The sequence below is a fragment of the Dietzia sp. CQ4 genome (genome assembly GCF_014145125.1).
GTDB classification, from domain to species: domain Bacteria; phylum Actinomycetota; class Actinomycetes; order Mycobacteriales; family Mycobacteriaceae; genus Dietzia; species Dietzia natronolimnaea.
In genome coordinates this window covers 1-4,085 of sequence record NZ_JAALDZ010000302.1, presented here as the reverse complement: position 1 = coordinate 4,085, position 4,085 = coordinate 1, and the positions used below count along the sequence as shown (strand labels likewise).

General features: G+C 73.1%; 4 protein-coding genes and 1 pseudogene. 4 read left to right on the top strand and 1 reads right to left on the bottom strand.

What is annotated here, in order from left to right; genetic code table 11:
- From G6031_RS15400 to G6031_RS15385, 4 genes and pseudogenes are all read left to right on the top strand, one after another.
- A pseudogene (locus G6031_RS15400) lies at positions 1–529 on the top strand (hypothetical protein); the annotation flags it as partial.
- Positions 530–589: 60 nt separating this feature from the next.
- Positions 590–1,213, top strand: a complete 624-nt coding sequence (gene purN / locus G6031_RS15395) for a phosphoribosylglycinamide formyltransferase (protein WP_179525860.1) — start codon at positions 590–592, stop codon at positions 1,211–1,213.
- Entirely contained in the window at positions 1,210–2,778 is a 1,569-nt protein-coding gene (purH, locus tag G6031_RS15390; RefSeq protein ID WP_182653728.1) for a bifunctional phosphoribosylaminoimidazolecarboxamide formyltransferase/IMP cyclohydrolase, read from the top strand. Before purN ends, purH begins: the two co-directional genes overlap by 4 nt.
- Positions 2,779–2,801: 23 nt before the next feature.
- Positions 2,802–3,395, top strand: a complete 594-nt coding sequence (locus tag G6031_RS15385) for a TetR/AcrR family transcriptional regulator (protein WP_182645779.1) — start codon at positions 2,802–2,804, stop codon at positions 3,393–3,395.
- On the opposite strand, the gene G6031_RS15380 is transcribed toward G6031_RS15385, so the two are convergent.
- Positions 3,361–4,085: DUF6537 domain-containing protein (locus G6031_RS15380; protein ID WP_347238508.1), on the bottom strand; the 725-nt coding region annotated here is incomplete at its 5' end. The genes G6031_RS15385 and G6031_RS15380 overlap by 35 nt on opposite strands.

Sequence of the window (4,085 nt, the reverse complement as noted above, 5' to 3'; positions counted from 1 at the left end):
CGCGGAGAGCGAGCTCGAGCGTCGGCGCCGCCGCGCCGGGACGGTGCCCGGGGACGAGGCGGAGACGGAACCGGAGGTCGGGGCGGACCCCGAGGTCGGGGCGCGGACACCGCCCGGGGGCGAGGCCGAGTCGGAGGCCGAGTTCGACGCCGAGGGCGGGGCCGAATTCGAGAGCGAACCGGAACCGGAACCAGAACCGGAGCCGTCCCGGGTCGGGCCCGAAGACCTGCCCGGGGATGAGGACCTCCCCGGTGAGGGCGGTTCCGGCGGCGTTGTATCCGACGGCGATGAGACCGCCGGCGATGAGAACGACGGCGAGCCCGACCACGAGTCCGACGACGACGAGGTGCCGGCCCCCCGTCCCGAGTCCCCCGACTCCGCGAGCGGGACGGCGCCGGACTCCGGGGGAGCGACAGAGGGGGACGGGCACGACGCGGCGGTGGACGGCGCGGCGGTGGACGGCGCGGCGTCAGTCGAAGCCGAGACGGCCGGGGAGAGCCCTGACGAGCGCCCGAAGGCCTCCGACTAGACTGCGACCCGTGCCCGGGAATCCTGCGGGCAGGTGGATCGACGGGCAGGAGCGTAGGACGTGGTCAGTGCCGAGTCCGGAGCACCCTGCCAGGTCGTACTCCTGGCCTCCGGTGCCGGCTCGCTCGCGCAGAGCGTCCTGGACTCGTCCGACGGGGCCGACTGCCCCTACCGGGTTGTCGGCCTCGTCTCCGATCGCCAGTGCGAGGCCGTGACCCGCGCCCGGGCCGCCGGACTGCCCACCGCGATCGTCCGTCCGGCCGATCACCCCGACCGCCCGTCCTGGGACCGTGCGCTGACGGACGCGGTGCGCGGGTTCTCGCCGGACTGGGTCGTCTCCGCGGGCTTCATGCGCATCCTCGGCGAGGCGTTCCTCGGTGAGTTCGCCGGGCGCGTGGTCAACACCCATCCGGCCCTGCTGCCGTCCTTCCCCGGCGCCCACGCGGTGCGGGACGCGCTCGCCTACGGGGTGAGGGTCACGGGATGCACCGTCCACCTGGTCGACGCCGGGGTGGACACGGGCCCGGTGATCGCCCAGTGCGCGGTCGACGTCCTCCCCGACGACACCGAGTCGTCCCTCCACGAACGAATCAAGGTCGTCGAGCGCGAGCTGCTCGTCGACATCCTCGCGGCCGCCGCCCGTGGCCGACTCCACACCGAAGGTCGAAAGGTGCACCTATCGTGACCGACTCCCGCAGGCCCGTCCGCCGTGCGCTCATCAGCGTCTACGACAAGACCGGACTCGAGGATCTCGCGCAGGGGCTGGCGGCCGCCGACGTCGAGATCGTGTCGACCGGTTCCACCGCCCAGCGCATCGCGGCCGCGGGGGTCGCGGTGACGCCCGTCGAGGACCTGACCGGGTTCCCCGAATGCCTGGAGGGCCGGGTGAAGACCCTGCACCCGCGGGTCCACGCGGGCATCCTGGCCGACACGCGCAAGCCGGAACACCTCGAGCAGGTCGCGGAACTCGGTGTGCGTCCGTTCGAGCTCGTCGTCGTCAATCTCTATCCCTTCACCGACACCGTCGCCTCCGGCGCGGACTTCGACGCGTGCGTGGAGCAGATCGACATCGGTGGTCCGTCCATGGTCCGGGCGGCGGCCAAGAACCACCCGTCGGTCGCGGTGCTGGTGGACCCGGCCGGGTACGGCGAGGCCCTGGACGCGGTGGCCGCGGGCGGATTCCCGCTGGAGGAGCGCCGTCGGCTCGCCGCCGCCGCCTTCCGCCACACCGGTGCCTACGACGTCGCGGTGGCCACCTGGATGACGGAGCAGACCGCGACCCCCGCGGGGGACGGGGACGAGAGCTTCCCGGTGTGGCAGGGGCAGAGTCTCGACCTGGCCGCCACCCTGCGCTACGGAGAGAACCCGCACCAGGGCGCCGCCCTCTACACGGACTCCGCCGCGGCCCCCGGACTCGCTCAGGCCGAGCAGCTGCACGGCAAGGAGATGAGCTACAACAACTACGTCGACGGCGACGCCGCCTGGCGGTCCGCCTTCGACCACGCCGAGCCGTGCGTGGCGATCATCAAGCACGCGAACCCGTGCGGCATCGCGATCGACGCCGACATCGCCGCGGCCCACCGCGCCGCCCACGAGTGCGACCCCGTCAGCGCGTTCGGCGGGGTGATCGCCGCCAACCGCGAGGTGACCCTGGAGATGGCCGAGCAGGTGGCCGAGATCTTCACCGAGGTGATCATCGCGCCCTCCTACGCGGACGGTGCCGTGGAGATCCTGCAGCGGAAGAAGAACATCCGGATCCTCGAGGCGAACCCGCCGGCGCAGGGGGAGCTCGAGCGCAAGCAGATCTCCGGGGGCGTGCTGGTGCAGCAGCGCGATTCGTTGGACGCCGACGGCGACGTGACCGCGGGGTGGACCAAGGCGTGCGGCGACGACGCCGACGAGGCGACCCTGCGCGACCTGCTGTTCGCGTGGCGCGCCTGCCGGGCGGTCAAGTCCAACGCCATCCTGCTGGTCCAGTCCGGCGCCACCGTCGGAGTGGGCATGGGCCAGGTCAACCGTGTCGACTCGGCCCGGCTCGCGGTGCAGCGCGCGGGGGAGCGGGTGACCGGGGCCGTGGCGGCGTCGGACGCGTTCTTCCCGTTCGCCGACGGGCTCGAGGTGCTCGCCGAGGCCGGGGTGCGCGCGGTGGTGCAGCCGGGCGGGTCCGTCCGGGACGCAGAGGTGATCGAGGCCGCGGAGAAGGCCGGGATCACGATGTACTTCACCGGCGCCCGGCACTTCTTCCACTGAGTTCGACGGTACCGAGGTCGCAGATGGATCAGCAGGAGGCCGTGGCGCTGACCCCACGAGCCCAGGCCAAGGCCCGGCGCCGCGACGAGATCCTCGTCGCGGCGGCCCGGCTCATGGCACGGCGGGGCTTCCACGCGGTGCGCCTGGACGACATCGGTGCCGAGGTCGGCATCTCGGGTCCGGGCATGTACCGATACTTCTCCTCCAAGGAGGACGTGCTCGCCGAGATGCTGCTCGACATCTCGCGTCGGCTCCGCGACGGTGGCCGCGCCGCGGTGGAGCGGGGCGGGGACCCGGCCGAGGTGCTGGACGCGCTGCTGGGGGTCCACGTGGACTTCGTGGCGACCGAACCGGATCTCATCAGCGTCCAGTTCCGCGACCTCGGCGCCCTCCCGGCCGGCCCCCGGCACGAGGTGCGCAGTCTGCAGCGCGAGTACGCCGAGATGTGGGTCGACGCGCTCGTCCGACTGCGCCCTGAGCTGCCCGCCGTGGACGCGCGGGCCCACGTCCACGCGGTGTTCGGACTGCTCAACTCCAGCCCGCGGCTGCCGTCGATGGCCGAGGCCGAACTGCGGCGTGTCCTCACCGCGATGGCATCGGCGGCTCTGCGGTCGTGAGCGCGCCGAGCAGCCGGGTGCGCTCCTCCCGGTAGCGGGCCACGTTCCCGAGCTTGACGTCCTCGTAGCCGCGCACCAGGTCCGGTAGTTCGGCCAGCGCGAGCGCGGCATCCACCCAGGCTGAGTCCTCCCCGCCCGGGCCCGGGTTCCGGCGCCGCAGGTCGGCGGTGAGTCGGTCGACCAGCTCGCGGTACTCGGCCAGGAGTTGGCGTTCGACCCTGCGGACGTGGGCGTACCCGAACACGTCGAGTGGTGTCCCGCGCAGGCGCTTCATCCCCGCCAGTGCCCTGATCGCCGGCATGGCCCCGGGGCCGATCGAGATCTTGCGCTTCATCCCCATCGCCCGCAGTGCCGGCGGATGCAGCTTGAGTCTGGGGACGGCGCCCTCGCCCCACTCCTCGGTGACCTGCGCCGCGAACTCGGGGTCGACGGCCAGCCGGGCGACCTCGTACTCGTCCTTGTAGGCCATGAGCTTGTGCAGGTTCCTGGCCACGGCGAGGGTGAGCCGCTCCGGGTGACCGCCGTCCGGCCCCCGCCGCCGGGCCTCGGCCGCGCGAAGGTCCTCGACCCGGCGGACGTAGTCGGCCGCGTAGGCCTCGTTCTGGAAGCCGATCAGCTCGTCGACGCGCAGGGCCACCACGGCGCGGAGGCCGTCGGAGGCGGCCGCACCCAGGCCGGCGAGCAGACGCC